Origin of the sequence: Rhizobium sp. NZLR8 (assembly GCF_019685025.1) — a bacterium.
Classification (GTDB): Bacteria; Pseudomonadota; Alphaproteobacteria; order Rhizobiales; family Rhizobiaceae; genus Rhizobium.
Genome location: NZ_JABDVY010000004.1, coordinates 159525 through 175165, shown reverse-complemented (window position 1 = coordinate 175165; position 15641 = coordinate 159525). Strand labels below are relative to the sequence as shown.

Here is a 15641-nt window from a genome sequence, read left to right as displayed (position 1 = left end):
GGATGAGCTTTTTCCATGAGCACGGTTTCAACGCCTATGGTGAGCAGTGCCCCCTTGATCAACAGAGATCGCGTGATCGACTGGCTGGGCATTGCACCCTTCATTATCTTCTCCCTGCTGTTCCTGATCATCCCCACGCTTTATCTTGTGGCGGGCGCGTTCCTGACCCCTGAGGGCAACCTCACGCTGAAGAATATCGGCGATCTCTTTACCCCCTCGATCATGAGCGCTTACTGGATCAGTATCCGTGTCTCGGTGGCGTCGGCTCTCGGCGGTGCGTTGATCGGCTTTTTCCTCGCCTGGGCCGTCGTGCTTGGTGGCCTGCCCGCCTCCGTCCGCTCGACCCTTTTGACCTTCTCCGGCGTCGCCTCGAATTTCGCCGGCGTGCCGCTTGCCTTCGCCTTTCTGGCAACGCTCGGCCGCACCGGCCTTGTAACGATCTTCCTGCGGGAATGGTTTGGCTTCAATCTGTACGGCACCGGCTTCAACCTGCTGTCCTTCGTCGGCCTCACTATCACCTATATGTATTTCCAGATCCCGCTGATGGTGCTGATCCTGACGCCTGCCCTCGACGGTATGAAGAAGGAATGGCGCGAAGCCTCGCAAATCCTCGGCGCCACCAACCGCCAGTACTGGACGATGGTGGCGCTCCCGATCCTCTGGCCAAGCCTGCTTGGCACGACGCTGCTGCTCTTCGCCAACGCCTTCGGCGCCATTGCCACCGCTTTCGCGCTGACCGGCAGCTCGCTGAACATCGTACCGATCCTTCTTTATGCACAGATCCGCGGCGACGTTCTGCACAATGCCAACCTCGGCTACGCCATCGCCCTCGGAATGATCGTCATCACCGGCGTCTCCAACGTCCTGTACCTCATGCTGCGCATGCGCGCCGAACGGTGGCAGAAATGAAAGCGCAACGTCTCGGAGCCTGGATCGCCATTATTTTGGGCGCGTCCTATTTCATCATTCCGTTGATCGGCACCATTGAGTTTTCGCTGCGCATGCGCCGCGGCGAATACAGCCTCGACGCCTATCAGTCGGTCTTCTCGGACGCCCAGTTCCGCGAGACCTTCGGCTATTCCATGATGATGGCACTTTTGACCATCGTCTTCGGCATGCTGCTCGTCGTTCCAACGGCCTATTGGGTGCGGCTGCGCCTGCCGCAGATGCGCCCGGTCGTCGAATTCATCACGCTGCTGCCGCTGGTCATTCCGGCGATCGTCATCGTCTTCGGTTACCTCAGGATGTACAACTCATCGTCCTACCTACCGCTGACGGGTTCGACGACCGGCACCAACATCCTGCTGGTCTTCTCCTACATCACACTGTCGCTGCCCTACATGTACCGCGCCGTCGATACCGCCATGCGCGCCATCGACGTCCGCACCCTCACGGAAGCCGCTGAGAGCCTCGGCGCCCGCTGGACGACCATCATGTTCAAGTGCATTTTCCCGAACGTCATGAGCGGCGTGCTGTCTGGCGCCTTCATCACGCTTGCGATCGTCATGGGCGAGTTCACATTCGCTGCCTTGCTCAACCGTCCGGCCTTCGGCCCCTACCTGCAGCTCGTCGGCGCCAACAAGGCCTATGAGCCTTCGGCGCTCGCCGTCATCGCCTTCTCGATCACCTGGCTCAGCATGGGCCTGCTCAACCTCGTTTCCCGCTTCGGCAAAGCCCGCCCGGCAAAGGCTTAAGGTAATTGGCTCATGTCTTTTCTCACGCTGACCAACATTCAAAAATCCTTCGGCCCGGTTCAGGTCGTCAAAAACTTCAACATGAACATCGAGAAAGGTGAATTCGTCTCCTTCCTCGGACCGTCCGGCTGTGGCAAGACGACCGTCCTGCGCATGATCGCCGGCTTCGAAACGCCGACCGGCGGTACGCTGACCATCAACGGCAAGGATCAGAGCGCGCTGAAGCCGAACCAGCGTAATATCGGCATGGTGTTCCAGGCCTACGCGCTTTTTCCCAACATGACGGTGCACGACAATGTCGCCTTCGGCCTCAAGGTCGCCGGCGCCCCGAAGCCTGAGATCGATGCCCGCGTCAAGGAAATGCTCGGCCTGATTAAGCTCGATCACCTGGCCGACCGCTTTCCCTATCAGCTGTCGGGCGGCCAGCAGCAGCGTGTCGCCCTTGCCCGCGCGCTTGCCGTCAAGCCACAGGTACTGTTGCTCGACGAGCCGCTCTCCGCACTCGACGCCAAGATCCGCGTGTCGCTGCGCGAGGAAATCCGCCAGATCCAGCAGCAGCTCGGCATCACCACTGTTTTCGTTACCCATGACCAGGAAGAGGCCCTGTCGATCTCCGACCGCATCGTCGTCATGAATGCCGGCAAAGCCGACCAGATCGGTTCGCCGTTCGAGATCTACAATGCGCCGGCAACGCGCTTCGTCGCCTCTTTCGTCGGCACGCTGAACCTCATCGAGGCCAAGGTCGTCGACCCCGATGCCAACCGCATCCAGATCGGTGATCAGAACATCACGCTGAAACAGTCGGTCGCAGCCCACAAGGCCGGCGAAACCATCTCGCTGGCGCTGCGCCCGGAGGCCGGCTCGCTCTCCGACAGCGTCAGAAGCGATACTGCGCTGACCGGTCACGTCGTCTCGGCCCACTTCCTGGGGTCGGTCATCCGCACCCGCATGAATGTCGGCGGCAACGTCATCTCCTTCGACATGTTCAACAGCCCGGGCACCACCCCGCCGCAGGCCGGCGAAACCGTGACACTGCGCTTCATGGCAGCCGACCTGCTGATCATCCGCGACTGAGTTCGCCAAACAGCTCAAGCAAAAGGCGCCGCGAAACGGCGCCTTTTTCATTTCAGTCCTGCCGAATTGTCAACAAACGTGATGCAGCCATCACCACAAAGCACTTGAACTCTTTAAGCTCGCTGCCAGAAGTTGAGCAAATCAAATGAACCGCGCGGCACTCCGCACTGCATTTTACGCGATGGGATATGTCAATGATTACCTGCCACCTGCGTTATGTGATCGATCCGTACAAGCTTGCCGAATTCGAGGAATATGCCCGGCTCTGGATTCCGATCGTCAACAGGATGGGCGGCACCCATCACGGTTATTTCCTGCCATCCGAAGGCGCCAACAACATTGCCGTTGCATTGTTTTCCTTCCCGAGCCTGGCCGCCTACGAGGACTACCGTACGCGCATGGCAAGCGATCCAGAATGTCAGGCCGCTTTCGAGCTCGACAAACGCAACCGCAGTATCGTCAGCTATGAACGTAGCTTCATGCGGCCCCTGCTCGGCTGACCGAACCGGCACACGGCCACTGGAAATGAAAAGCCCGCACGCTGGCAGGGCTTTCATTCTGTCATGCGCTCAGCGGATCGCCTGGTCGTCCACATCGAAGCGGTGCACATGCGCCTGGTCCGGCGTCGCATAGACGATCTCGTCCGGCTCGTACTGGTGCTCGCCGAAGAGACGGGCCGTCAGCAGGCCGCACTGGTCGGATTCCAGATAGATGATCGTGTCGGCGCCGAGATGCTCGACATGCACGACCTTCGCAGCCCAAGTCCCCTGCTCGCGCGACAGCGTCATGTGTTCGGGACGCACGCCGATCGTCTTGGCGCTGTGATCGCCAACCTTCTCCGCCGCAATAAAATTCATCTGCGGCGAGCCGATGAAGCCGGCGACGAAAACATTGGCCGGTCGTTTGTAGAGTTCCATCGGCGAACCGATCTGCTCGATCGCGCCCGCGTTCAAGACGACGATCTTGTCGGCAAGCGTCATCGCCTCGACCTGATCGTGGGTGACGTAGATCATCGTCGCCTTCAGGCTGCGGTGCAGCCGGGCGATTTCGAGCCGGGTCTGGACGCGTAGCGCCGCATCGAGGTTCGATAGCGGCTCGTCGAACAGGAAAAGTTCCGGTTCGCGCACGATGGCGCGGCCGATCGCGACGCGCTGGCGCTGGCCGCCGGAAAGCTCCGCCGGCCGGCGCGCCAGATAGGGCTCCAGCGACAACATGCCCGACGCCTTGCCGACGCGCCTTTCGATCTCGTCCTTGGCGGTGCCGGCCTGTTTGAGGCCGAGCCCCATATTGTCCTTGACCGTCAGATGTGGATAGAGCGCATAGGATTGGAATACCATGGCGATGCCGCGCTTGGCCGGCGGCGTCAGCGTCTCATCTCGGCCGTTGATGACGACAGCGCCCGAGGTGACGTCTTCGAGGCCAGCGATGCTACGCAACAGCGTCGATTTCCCGCAGCCCGACGGCCCGACGAAGATGACGAATTCGCCGTCCTTGACCTCGAGGTCGATGCCTTTCAGCACCTCATGCGTGCCATAGGTCTTGCGGATGGATTTGAGTTGAAGCGATCCCACTGATTTTCCCTTACAATCTGACCGGCTGGCCGGTACGCACGCTCTCGTCGGCGGCAAGGCAGATGCGCAGCGACGCCACCGCATCCGCCATATGGCGATCGAGGTTCAGATCCTCACGGATCGCCCTCAGCACGAAGGCCTGTTCCAGGTCGCAGAGCGCCTGATGACCGGGCTCGCCCGTCATCCTCATGTCCTGGTCGGGCCGGATGAATTTGCCGTCCGGGCCGGTTTCGGCGGTATGCAGACGGATCACCGAGGTCTTAGTATGGGTGTCGATATCGTCGGACTTGGCGTTCGGATCCATGACGATCGACACTGCGCCCTTCGGCGACATCACATCCTTCACGAAGAAGGCGGTCTCCGAGATCATCGGGCCCCAGCCTGCCTCGTACCAGCCGACCGAACCGTCCTCGAACAGCACCTGCAGCTGACCGTAATTATACATATCGGCGGCGATTTCCTCGGATAGCCGCAGCCCCATACCGCGCACTTCGACGGCCATGGCATCAGTGATCTGGCACATCACGTCGACATAATGCACGCCGCAATCAACGATCGGCGAGGTCGTGCGCATCAGCGACTTGTGGGTCGCCCAGGTCGGGCCGCTGGACTGCTGGTTGAGGTTCATGCGGAAGACATAAGGCGGGCCGAGCTTGCGCGCTTCTTCGATCAGCCTCGTCCAGGAAGGGTGATGGCGAAGGATATAACCGATCACCAGCTTACGGCCTGCCTTCCTGGCGGCCGCCACGACGCGCTCGGCATCGGTGACGGTGGTCGCCAGCGGCTTCTCGACGAAGACGTCGCAGCCAGCCTCGAAGGCGGCGACGGCATAATCGGCATGGCTGTCGGAATAGGTGTTGATCGAGCAGAGGTCCGGCTTCAGCTCGGCGAGCGCCGTCGTAAAATCGGGATGGATCGTATAGGCCTGCAGCTCGGGTTCCAACTTCGGCGTCGAGCGGTTGACCATACCGACGATCTCAAAGCCTGGATTGTTGTGATAGGCGAGCGCATGACTGCGGCCCATATTGCCGAGGCCGGCAACGAGGACCCGGATCGGTTTATCGGATTGGCTCACTTGACGGCTCCTGACGTGATGCCGCGGATCAGCTGCCGCGAGAAGATGACGTAAAGGACGAGGATCGGCAGGATCGCCAGCGATAGTGCGGCCAGCACCGCATTCCAGTTGGTGACGAACTGGCCGATGAAGATCTGCGAGCCAAGCGTGACCGTTTTAGTGGCCTCGGAGGGCGCTAGAATCAGCGGGAACCAGAGATCATTCCAGATGGGGATCATCGTGAAGACCGCGACCGTCGCCATCGCAGGGCGAACCAGTGGCAGCACCAGCCGGAAGAAGATCGCATATTCGGAAAGCCCGTCGATGCGCCCGGCATTCTTCAGATCGTCCGAAACCGTGCGCATGAATTCCGACAGAATGAAGATCGCCAGCGGAATGCCCTGCGCGGTATAGACGAGGATCAGCGCCGTCAGCGTATTGACGAGACCCGCCGCCACCATGCCCTGCAGGATCGCCACCGTGCCGAGACGGATCGGGATCATGATGCCGATCGCCATGTAGAGACCGAGCAGCATATTGCCGCGGAAGCGATATTCCGAGAGCGCGAAAGCCGCCATCGCACCGAAGAGCAGCACCAGCAGGATCGAGACTATCGTCACGATGAAACTGTTCTGGAAATAATTGGCGAAATCGCCCTGGCCGAGCACCGTCTGATAGCCGACGAGGCTGAAGGTTGACGGCGTCGGCACCATCAGCGGCTCGCGGAAGATCGAGGCGCGATCCTTGAACGAGTTGACGATGGTCAGGAAAACAGGAAACAGCGCGACCAGCGTATAGGCGCCAAGCGCCAGATGCATGAGGCCGGTGCGAATGGGAGATGTGCGTGCCTTGGACATGCCCGCTCCTCAGAATTGGTAGCGACGCATGCGCCGCTGGATAACGAAAAGATAAAGCGAGACGCCGGCGAGGATGATGAGGAACATGACCGTGGCGATCGTCGCGCCCATCGAGCGGTCGCCGAGCTGAAGCTGGAAACCGAAGAAGGTGCGGTAAAGCAGCGTGCCGAGAATGTCGGTCGACATGTCAGGCCCGGCGAGAGCGCCCTGCACGGTGTAGATCAGGTCGAAAGCGTTGAAATTGCCGACGAAAGTCAGGATCGAGATGATGCCGATCGCCGGCAGGATGAGCGGCAGCTTGATCTTCCAGAATTGCGCCCAGCCGGTGATGCCGTCGCATTCGGCCGCCTCTATCACCTCTTCGGGGATGCTGAGCAAGGCCGCATAGATCAGCATCATTGGAATGCCGATATATTGCCAATTCGAGATAAGCGACACGGCAATCAGCGCCGAACCGGGCTTTCCGAGCCAGGGCGCGAACAGGAATTTCAGCCCGATAAGATCGAGCATCCAAGGCGCCACGCCCCAGATCGGCGAAAGGATCAGCTTCCAGATGAAGCCGACGATCACGAAGGAGAGCAGCGTCGGAAGGAATATCGCCGTGCGGTAAAAGGCGACGCCGCGTAGCTTCGGCACCGAAAGCAGGGCGGCAAGCGCCACGCCGATCGGGTTCTGCACACACATGTGGATGACGAAGAAGACAAGGTTGTTGACCAGCGCGTTCCAGAAATCATGCGCCCAGCGCGGATCGCCGAACAGAACCTCGAAATTCGCAAGGCCGACGAAGGCCGGCTGCCCGTCGATCGTATTGTAGAGTGAAAGCCGGAGCGTTTCGATGAGCGGCAGGACCATGATGGCGGAATAGACGATGATCGCCGGCAGCATAAAGACGAAAATATGCCAGCGCACCGGGCGCTTGATCGGAACGATATCGACCGCGTTGTGGTTTTCGCTCATGGCTTTTGCCTGTTCTTGTCGACTGGCTGCAAAGGCAGCACAGATGGAAAACGTTTCGCCTTCTCCACCCTCTCCGCCTATGGGCGAGAGGGAACGCGCCCCGCTTGGATGCCAAGTCGGGCTGGAAGGTCGCTTGCGAGTCTCCTTCTCCCCTGAACTGTGGAGAAAGGGGCCGGCAGGCCGGATGGGAGGGGCGGTAAACGCCGCCCCTCCGCACCATTCACTTGGCCGGCTTGTACCAGCTGTCGAGGCCCTTCTGGAGCTTCTCGGCAGCGACCTGCGGCGTATCAGTGCCGTTGATCACATTGGCCGATTCAACCCAGGTCTCGTTTTCGAGGTTCGGCTTGCCGCGCGACAGGATCTGGTAGGTCGAGCGCACGGTCGACTTGTACGGGCCGCGCCAGGAAACGAATTCCTGAGCAAGCGGATCGGACATCTTCACCGGGTTGGAGTTCAGGCTGAAGAAGCCCGGCAGCGAATTCGCATAGATATCGGCGAATTCAGGCGAAGCGACCCAGCTCAAGAACTTCTTGGCTTCCTCTGCATGGGTGCTCTTCGCGTTTAGCGCGACGCCGATATCGGGGTGGTCGGAGATGTAGCCCGTGTCGCCGGCCTTCGGAATCGGCGGCGGGAAGGCGCCCATCTTGAACTGGGCCTGGCTGTTGAACAACGAGATTTCCCACGAACCGGCCGGATAGATCGCCGCACGGCCGAGCGTGAAGAGGTTCTGGCTGTCGGAGTAGGTCTGCGCTTCGAAACCGTCGCCGAGATAAGGCTTCCACTTGGCAAGCTCTTCATAGGGCTTGACCCAGTCGGCGTCGGTCAACTTTTCCTTGCCGGAGATCAGGGCGGCGCGGCCGTCCTCGCCCTTCCAGTAGTTCGGGCCGATATTCTGGTAGCCCATGGTGGCGGCTTCCCAGAGGTCCTTCGTGCCCATGGCAAGCGGAATGTAGGTGCCATCGGCCTTGATCTTGTCGAGCGCCGCGTAGAACTCGTCCTGCGTCTTCGGCACGGAGATGCCGAGCTTGTCGAAGGCATCCTTGTTGTAGATGAAGCCGTGGATGACCGAAGCCATCGGCACGCAGAAGGTCGACTTGCCGTCGTCGGTGCTCCAGGCGGCCTTGGCGACCGGCGAGAAGTTTTCCATGCCCGGCAGGCTGGTGATGTCGGCGAGCTGCTTCTTGTTGAAGAGTTCAAGCGAGGCATCGAACGGGCGGCAGGTGATGATATCGCCTGCGGAGCCGGCATCGAGCTTGGCGTTCAGCGACGCATTGTATTCGGTCGGCGCGGTCGGCGAGAAGACGATCTTGATGCCCGGGTTCTTCGCTTCGAAGGCCGGGATGATCTTCTCCTGCCAGATCTGCAGGTCGTCGTTACGCCAGCTTTCGACCGTCAGCGTGACGTCGGCGGCATGGACGAGGCCCGCTGAACTCAGCAGGCTGGAGGCAAGCAGCAAGCTTTTCAGAGCAGTGTTTTTCATTTCCCTCTCCTGTGTTTTAAGCGCCGGAAGGCGCTGTTTTCGATCTGAAACAAGCAGTTGATGTGCCCGAGGAAACACCCAATGCCCCTTGGAGGACCGCCAGCGACTGCCGGCCCCGAAAGCTCGATGACCGCGAAGGCGATTGCCTACGGCCTGGCCGCCTCCCGGCGACTTGCATCGGGCGCGGCAAATTGATGGGAAAGCCGATGGATGTCTGAGTTTCGCCACCAGCCTGTCGGCCGACGGGTTGTTCTCTCGATCATCCTCGAAGCGGTTCCGGCTTGGTTTCGCTGCCGGTTTTCGTGGGCTTCGATGTGCTGTTCCCTTTTGACGAATTAAGGCCAAAAAAATACCAATTGTCCAGCCGAATTTAACTTTTCGGCTGGATTAAAATCATTAAAAAATTTTATTCAACAATATCAATAACATAAAAAGGCATATTTTTTCTACCATTCCCACTTGGTAAATGGTATTTTTTTGGTATTGTAGAAAAAACATAGGGAACGGCGTATTTCGGAGGCCCGATGACAGAGCTTGCAATCGGCATAGACGGCGGCGGAACAAGCTGCCGGGCGGCTGTCGCGGACAGAGATGGCAATATCATCGGCCGTGGCAAATCAGGCCCTGCCAACATCCTGTCCAATCTGGAAAACTCTCTTCTCAATATCGTCGAATCCGCCCGGCAGGCGCTGCGCGACGCGGGCCTGGCCGCTGAAACCATCTCCTCCGTTGCATCGGTCGTCGGCGTCGCCGGCGCCAATGTCGGCGATTACGGCAGGCGGATCGAAGAAGCCCTGCCCTTTGCCGAAGGCCTAGTTGTCACCGATGCGCTGATTGCCCTGCAGGGGGCACTCGGCGATGCCGACGGCATCGTCGGCGCCTTTGGCACAGGTACGGTCTATAATGCCCGCAGGAACGGCCGGCTGAACGGCATCGGCGGCTGGGGCTTTATTGTCGGCGACCAGGCAAGCGGCGCCCGTCTCGGCCGCGATCTCATGGAACGATCGCTACTTGCCCATGACAGCGTGCGCCCGGCGTCGCCGCTCACCGAAGCGGTCATGGCCGAATACGGCAACGATCCCGAACGCATCGTCGAATTCGCACATTCCGCAAGACCGACGGATTTTGCCCGTTACGCGCCCATCGTTTTCGACCATGCGGCCAAGGGCGATGCCGTCGCGATCGGCATCGTCACGGATGCGGCAACGGCAATCGGCGAAAGCCTGGACGCGTTGCTCTGGCCGGATTGCCCGTCGATCTGCCTGCTTGGCGGGCTTGCGGAAGCTTATGAACCGTGGCTTTCCGAACGCTATAGGTCACGGCTTGCCAGGCCGAAGGGCGATGCCCTGCAGGGTGCGGTGGAACTTGCGGTGAAGCTCCTCAACGACAGGCAGAGAGGTGCGGCATGACCGACGACCTCGCCACCCTCCTGTCCCTGGAGCGCCTGCAGGCAGCAGGCACGGGCCCGCTCTACGTCAAGCTGCGCCGCAGGCTCGAAGAAGCCGTGCGCACCGGAACGCTCGGTCACGGCGATGCGCTGCCGCCGGAACGCGATATCGCCGAATTCGCCGCCGTCAGCCGCGTTACCGTGCGCAAGGCGATCGACGAGCTCGTCGCCGACGGCCTGCTGGTGCGCCGCCACGGTTCGGGCACCTTCGTCGCCAAGCCGGTCTCCAGGGTCGAGCAGCGCCTGTCGCAGCTCACCTCCTTCACCGAGGACATGGCGAGGCGCGGCATGTCCTCCCGCTCCGAATGGCTGCACAAGGGCGTTCACACCCCCTCGCCGGACGAGATGATGATCCTTGGCCTCGGCACGGACGTGAAGGTTTCGCGCCTCTCTCGCCTGCGAATCGCCGACGAGCAGCCGCTGGCGATCGAAAATGCCAGCGTCTCTGGGGAATTCCTGCCCGATCCGTCCGCCGTCACCAATTCGCTCTACGCCGAGCTCGAACGCCTGCAGGTCCGGCCTGTGCGCGCCGTGCAGCGCATTTCGGCGACCAACATGAAGGAAGCCGACGCCCAGCTTCTTGGCGTCTCCGTCGGCGCCGCCGGCCTGTCGATCGAACGTATCTCCTATCTCGGCTCCGGCCGCGCCGTAGAATTCACCCGCTCGCTTTATCGCGGCGACGCCTATGATTTCGTCGCCGAGCTGACGATCGGGGTGACCTGACGGCTTGAACTTATCCAAATTATACGTATAATTCGGAGATCAACGTTGGGAGACTTCTCATGGCTCGGACCACGGCTCTGGAATTTCAGCGAAAATTCGGCGAGTTTCAGCATCAAGCGCAACGCGAACCCGTCGAGATCACGCGTCATGGCCGCCGTGAATTTGTGCTGATGTCAGCCGAGCAGTATGATTGGCTGAAGGCCGCTGCGCAACGGACTCATAGGACAGCCGATGCCTTGTCCGTTGTCATCGATGCCGTCGAAAGAGCGGAGATGGATGCTGCCCACACACCCCTCGATGAACTACTGAAATAACGCATCATGGGGTCAATTCCCGAAGCGAAGCCCGCCCTCGTCGTGCGCTATGATTACCTGTGGTCGCGCGAAGCATCGGCGGGTCGCGATCAAGGCAAGGACAGGCCCGCCTGCCTCGTCGCGGCAAGCGATAGTCTAGCCAATCCCCGCTACGTCATTCTGCTGCCGATCACGCACACGCCGCCGTCCGGCGAAACGGTTGGAATAGAAATCCCGCCAAAGGTGAAGCACGCAATCGGTCTGGACGACGCTCCGAGTTGGGTCATCGTCTCCGAACATAACATCGACGAATGGCCGAATGGCGGGCTTTCGCCCGTGCCAGGCAGCGAGGGGATATTCGCCTACGGCTTCATCCCGCCCGGGCTTTTCGCAACGATCAAGGCGAAATTTCTTGATCTTGCCAAATCCAGGAGGAGCGATTCCGTCCACCGCTGATTACACGTTCATTTTCAAACGCATGAAGCCGGAAAGTGAATCACTGTCCGGCTTCATTGTTTCCCAAAGCAAAGTGTTACAACGCAGGCAGCTTCTCACGCCGCGTCTTCGATCTCTTCGCCCGTCTTGCGCGGCACGTAGTTGAGCACCGGTCCGAGCCAGCGCTCGATTTCGGAAACCGCCATACCCTTGCGCTTGGCATAGTCTTCCACCTGATCGCGCTCCACCTTGGCGACGCCGAAATAATAGGAGTCGGGGTGGCCGATATAGAGGCCGGAGACCGAGGAACCGGGCCACATCGCATAGCTCTCCGTCAACTTCACACCGGCCGCCGTCTCCGCATCGAGCAGCGTGAAGAGCGTTGCCTTTTCGGTGTGATCCGGCTGGGCGGGATAACCGGGCGCCGGGCGGATACCGGCATAGGCTTCGGTGATCAGATCCTCTTTGCTAAGCGTCTCGTCCTTCGCATAACCCCAGTATTCGCGCCGCACCTGCTCATGCATGCGCTCGGCAAACGCTTCGGCGAAGCGGTCGGCCAGCGCCTTGACGAGGATCGAGGAATAATCATCATTCGCCCGCGCGAAGCGTTCGGCGATGGCGATCTCCTCGATCCCGGCCGTCACCACGAAGCCGCCGACATAATCCTGCACGCCGCTCGAAACCGGCGCGACGAAATCGGAGAGCGCCACGTTCGGCCGCCCGTCCCGCTTCGAAAGCTGCTGGCGCAGCGTGTAGAAGGTGGCGAGCTCCTGGCTGCGGCTCTCGTCCGTGAACAGGCGGATGTCGTCGCCGACAGCACCGGCTGGCCAGAAACCGATGACGGCGCGCGGGCGGAACCACTTCTCGTCGATGATCTTCTTGAGCATCGCCTGCGCATCGGCCCAGAGCGCGCGGGCTGCCTCGCCCTGCTTCTCGTCCTCGAGAATGGCGGGGTAGCGGCCGCGCAGTTCCCAGGTCTGGAAGAACGGCGTCCAGTCGATATATCTGGCAAGCTCGCCCAGATCGTAATCCTCGAACACCTGCGTGCCGAAGAATTGCGGCTTCGTCGGCTGGTAGCCGGACCAATCGACCTTATGCGCATTCTCGCGGGCCCGCGGCAATGGCAGGCGCACCTTCTCGGCTTCGCTGCGCGCGTGGGCGGCCGCCACCTTGGCATATTCGGCTCTCATATCGTCGACATAGCCTTGGCGTGCCTCCGGCGACAGCAGCGCCGAGACGACGCCGACGGCGCGGCTCGCATCGGTGACGTAGACCGCCTGCCCCTTGTTGTAGCCCGGATGGATCTTCACGGCCGTATGTACGCGGCTGGTCGTCGCCCCGCCGATCAAAAGCGGGATCTCGAAACCCTGCCGCTCCATTTCGGCCGCGACGTGTACCATCTCGTCGAGCGACGGGGTGATCAGGCCTGAAAGTCCGATGATGTCGACCTTTTCGGCAATCGCCGTTTCGAGAATCTTCGTCGCCGGCACCATGACACCGAGGTCGACGATCTCGTAATTGTTGCAGGCAAGCACGACGCCGACGATGTTCTTGCCGATATCGTGCACGTCGCCCTTGACGGTCGCCATCAGGATCTTGCCGGCCGAGCGACGTTCCTCGCCGCCGTTGAGGCGCTTTTCCTCTTCCATGTAGGGCAGCAGCACGGCGACCGCCTGCTTCATGACGCGCGCCGACTTGACCACCTGCGGCAGGAACATCTTGCCCGAGCCGAACAGATCGCCGACGACGTTCATGCCGGCCATCAGCGGTCCCTCGATGACATGCAGCGGCCGGGCAGCCTGCAGGCGCGCCTCCTCGGTATCGGCTTCGATATATTCGGTGATGCCGTTGACCAGCGCATGTTCGAGGCGCTTTTCGACGCTCCATTCGCGCCAGGAGAGGTCCTGGACCCGGCCCTCCCTGGCGCCGGCGCCACGGAAGCGCTCGGCCACTTCGAGCAGTCGCTCGGTGCCATCGGGACGGCGGTTCAGCACCACGTCTTCGCAGGCCTCGCGCAGTTCCGGATCGATATTGTCGTAGACGGCAAGCTGGCCGGCATTGACGATGCCCATGTCCATACCCGCCTGGATGGCGTGGTAGAGGAACACGGCGTGCATCGCCTCGCGCACCGGCTCATTGCCACGGAACGAGAAGGACAGGTTGGAGACGCCGCCCGAGATATGCACCAGCGGCATGCGCTCGCGGATCGTCCGCGTCGCCTCGATGAAGTCGACGCCGTAATTATTGTGCTCTTCAATGCCGGTCGCGACCGCGAAAATGTTCGGGTCGAAGATGATGTCCTCGGGCGGGAAACCGATCTTTGCAGTCAAAAGCTTATAGGCGCGTGTGCATATCTCCACCTTGCGCTCGTAGCTGTCCGCCTGCCCCGTCTCGTCGAAGGCCATGACGACGACGGCCGCACCGTAATTGTGCAACAGCCGCGCCTGGGCGAGGAAATTCTCCTCGCCTTCCTTCAGCGAGATCGAATTGACGATCGGCTTGCCCTGAACGCGCTTCAAGCCGGATTCGATGATCGAGAACTTCGACGAGTCGATCATCACGGGCACGCGGGCGATATCGGGCTCGGCGGCGATCAGGTTGAGGAACTCGACCATCGCCTTCTCGGAATCGATCAGCCCCTCGTCCATGTTGATGTCGATCACCTGCGCGCCGTTCTCGACCTGGTCGCGCGCCACATCGAGCGCTGCGGTGTAATCGGCATTGGTGATCAGCTTGCGGAAGCGGGCCGAGCCGGTGACGTTGGTGCGCTCGCCGACATTGACGAAGGGAATGTCCTTGGTCAGCTCGAAAGGTTCGAGACCCGACAGCGACATGAAGGGGCGATGCTCGGGAATCGCACGTGGCTTGTACTTGGCGACGGTCTCGGCGATTGCCCTGATATGTTCAGGCGTCGAGCCGCAGCAGCCGCCGACGATATTGACCAGGCCTTCGCGGGCGAAGCTGTCGATCTGCGCCGCCATCAGCTCCGGCGTTTCGTCGTACTGGCCGAATTCGTTCGGCAGGCCGGCATTCGGATAGGCGCAGATGAAGGTGTCGGCGACGCCGGAAAGCTCCTGCAGATGCGGGCGCATCGCGTTGGCGCCGAGCGCGCAGTTGAGGCCGATCGTGAAGGGATTGGCGTGGCGCACCGAGTTCCAGAAGGCCGATGGCGTCTGGCCGGACAGGGTGCGGCCGGAAAGGTCGGTGATCGTGCCGGAGATCATCACCGGCAGGCGCACGCCCTTGACCTCGAAGCGCTCCTCGCAGGCAAAGATCGCCGCCTTGGCGTTCAGCGTGTCGAAGATCGTTTCGATCAGGATGATGTCGGCGCCGCCGTCGATCAGCCCGTCGATCTGCTCGCCATAGGCAATGCGCAGATCGTCGAAGCTCACGGCGCGAAAACCGGGATTGTTGACGTCGGGTGAGATCGAGGCGGTGCGGTTGGTCGGTCCGATGGCGCCGGCGACGAAACGGCGGCGGCCATCCTCGCGCTCGGCGCGCTGTGCTGCCCGGCGCACGATCTCGGCGCCTTCCTTGTTGAGGTCGTAGACCGCGCCTTCCATCGCGTAATCGGCCTGCGCGATGCGGGTCGAGGAGAAGGTGTTGGTCTCGAGAATATCGGCGCCGGCCTTGGCGTATCGGTAATGGATCTCTTCGATCGCATCTGGCTGGGTCAGGATCAGAAGGTCGTTATTGCCCTTCTGGTGGCAGGCGCAGCCGATGAAGCGCGTTCCGCGGAACTGGTCTTCGTCATAGCCGAGCCCCTGGATCTGAGTGCCCATGGCGCCGTCGAGAACAAGGATGCGCTCGCTCGCAGCCTGTCTCAAAGCTGCAAAAACTTCATTGCCGTCACGTTTGCCCGTTTCCGGACCAAAGAGGTTGTCAAACACGGGAGGGCTCCTTGACGTCGTAAGACCAGACAGTCCACATCACATAAAGATATCTTTATGTCAATATATGCCTATCGATTTCGTGCTTTGCAAGCCTGGCCCCATGACAGACTCGAATGGCCTCTATATAGGCATTTCAAAAGCATCGCGCACGAAATCGGAGGAA

General features: G+C 60.8%; 14 protein-coding genes. 8 read left to right on the top strand and 6 right to left on the bottom strand.

Going from position 1 to position 15641, the window contains the following annotated elements:
• Positions 1-15 precede the first annotated feature (15 nt).
• The 4 genes from HJB89_RS11325 to HJB89_RS11310 all read left to right on the top strand — a co-directional run bounded on the left by HJB89_RS11325 (position 16) and on the right by HJB89_RS11310 (position 3268).
• Positions 16-909 (top strand): ABC transporter permease subunit, encoded by an 894-nt coding sequence (locus tag HJB89_RS11325; RefSeq protein ID WP_207581168.1) that lies wholly within the window; start codon positions 16-18, stop codon positions 907-909.
• Entirely contained in the window at positions 906-1694 is a 789-nt protein-coding gene (locus HJB89_RS11320) for an ABC transporter permease (protein WP_207581169.1), read from the top strand. The genes HJB89_RS11325 and HJB89_RS11320 overlap by 4 nt, the downstream gene beginning before the upstream one ends.
• Before the next feature lie 12 nt (positions 1695-1706).
• The gene (locus tag HJB89_RS11315; RefSeq protein WP_207581170.1) at positions 1707-2768 is read left to right on the top strand and encodes an ABC transporter ATP-binding protein; all 1062 of its coding nucleotides are present in this window, start codon (positions 1707-1709) and stop codon (positions 2766-2768) included.
• A gap of 194 nt (positions 2769-2962) precedes the next feature.
• The gene (locus tag HJB89_RS11310) at positions 2963-3268 is read left to right on the top strand and encodes an NIPSNAP family protein (RefSeq protein ID WP_003541496.1); all 306 of its coding nucleotides are present in this window, start codon (positions 2963-2965) and stop codon (positions 3266-3268) included.
• 69 nt (positions 3269-3337) lie between these two features.
• Here HJB89_RS11310 and HJB89_RS11305 read toward each other — a convergent pair whose 3' ends face one another.
• The 5 genes from HJB89_RS11305 to HJB89_RS11285 all read right to left on the bottom strand — a co-directional run bounded on the left by HJB89_RS11305 (position 3338) and on the right by HJB89_RS11285 (position 8687).
• On the bottom strand, positions 3338-4339 hold the full coding sequence (locus HJB89_RS11305; protein WP_221115817.1) for an ABC transporter ATP-binding protein: 1002 nt from the start codon (positions 4337-4339) through the stop codon (positions 3338-3340).
• A gap of 10 nt (positions 4340-4349) precedes the next feature.
• Entirely contained in the window at positions 4350-5414 is a 1065-nt protein-coding gene (locus HJB89_RS11300; protein ID WP_221115818.1) for a Gfo/Idh/MocA family protein, read from the bottom strand.
• Entirely contained in the window at positions 5411-6250 is an 840-nt protein-coding gene (locus tag HJB89_RS11295; RefSeq protein WP_207581173.1) for a carbohydrate ABC transporter permease, read from the bottom strand. The genes HJB89_RS11300 and HJB89_RS11295 overlap by 4 nt, the downstream gene beginning before the upstream one ends.
• Before the next feature lie 9 nt (positions 6251-6259).
• Positions 6260-7207: a carbohydrate ABC transporter permease gene (locus HJB89_RS11290; protein ID WP_207581174.1), complete on the bottom strand. Its 948-nt coding sequence runs from the start codon at positions 7205-7207 to the stop codon at positions 6260-6262.
• Positions 7208-7427: 220 nt separating this feature from the next.
• A complete protein-coding gene (locus tag HJB89_RS11285) occupies positions 7428-8687 on the bottom strand; it encodes an ABC transporter substrate-binding protein (RefSeq protein WP_221115819.1) in 1260 nt (419 codons plus the stop codon).
• Positions 8688-9211: 524 nt separating this feature from the next.
• On the opposite strand from HJB89_RS11285, the gene HJB89_RS11280 reads away from it, so the two are divergent.
• Genes HJB89_RS11280 through HJB89_RS11265 form a run of 4 tightly spaced genes read left to right on the top strand, consistent with a single transcriptional unit; the run spans position 9212 to position 11606 of the window.
• A complete protein-coding gene (locus tag HJB89_RS11280; RefSeq protein ID WP_221139716.1) occupies positions 9212-10096 on the top strand; it encodes an N-acetylglucosamine kinase in 885 nt (294 codons plus the stop codon).
• Entirely contained in the window at positions 10093-10857 is a 765-nt protein-coding gene (locus HJB89_RS11275; protein ID WP_207581177.1) for a GntR family transcriptional regulator, read from the top strand. The genes HJB89_RS11280 and HJB89_RS11275 overlap by 4 nt, the downstream gene beginning before the upstream one ends.
• A gap of 59 nt (positions 10858-10916) precedes the next feature.
• The gene (locus HJB89_RS11270; protein WP_207581178.1) at positions 10917-11171 is read left to right on the top strand and encodes a type II toxin-antitoxin system prevent-host-death family antitoxin; all 255 of its coding nucleotides are present in this window, start codon (positions 10917-10919) and stop codon (positions 11169-11171) included.
• Positions 11172-11177: 6 nt separating this feature from the next.
• Complete coding sequence (locus HJB89_RS11265; RefSeq protein WP_221115821.1) at positions 11178-11606, top strand: hypothetical protein; 429 nt, start codon at positions 11178-11180, stop codon at positions 11604-11606.
• 95 nt (positions 11607-11701) lie between these two features.
• Here HJB89_RS11265 and metH read toward each other — a convergent pair whose 3' ends face one another.
• Positions 11702-15475, bottom strand: coding sequence for a methionine synthase (metH, locus tag HJB89_RS11260; RefSeq protein WP_221149870.1), 3774 nt, complete (start codon positions 15473-15475; stop codon positions 11702-11704).
• Positions 15476-15641: the final 166 nt, after the last annotated feature.